This window comes from Limosilactobacillus portuensis (assembly GCF_014838735.1).
Classification (GTDB): Bacteria; Bacillota; Bacilli; order Lactobacillales; family Lactobacillaceae; genus Limosilactobacillus; species Limosilactobacillus portuensis.
Window position 1 is genome coordinate 1 of record NZ_JABUXQ010000110.1, and the last position, 291, is coordinate 291.

The following is a 291-nucleotide window of genomic DNA, read 5'->3' on the forward strand; positions in this document are numbered from 1 at the left end:
TGCTCATTTACGTTTTATTGACTGTCTTTATTTGTAGTTTGATGGTCGGCAAAACACCGCATTATTTAGGGATGAAAATAGAAGGTCGCGAAATGAAGCTGATTGCGTTGACCTTTCTAATTCATCCGGTATTAATTTTAATCGCAACAGCCTTGGCTTTTATCGTTCCTGGTGCGAGTGCGGCAATCACCAACCCTTCATTTCACGGTATTTCACAAGTACTTTACGAAATGAGCTCATCTGCAGCGAATAATGGTTCTGGCTTTGAAGGTTTAAGCGATAATACAGCAT

1 protein-coding gene is annotated in these 291 nt (G+C 40.2%); it reads left to right on the plus strand.

Annotated features, from left to right (window positions below; genetic code table 11):
• Positions 1–41 precede the first annotated feature (41 nt).
• A partial coding sequence (locus HUK49_RS10775) for a potassium-transporting ATPase subunit KdpA (RefSeq protein WP_328797271.1) occupies positions 42–291 on the plus strand: 250 nt, incomplete at its 3' end.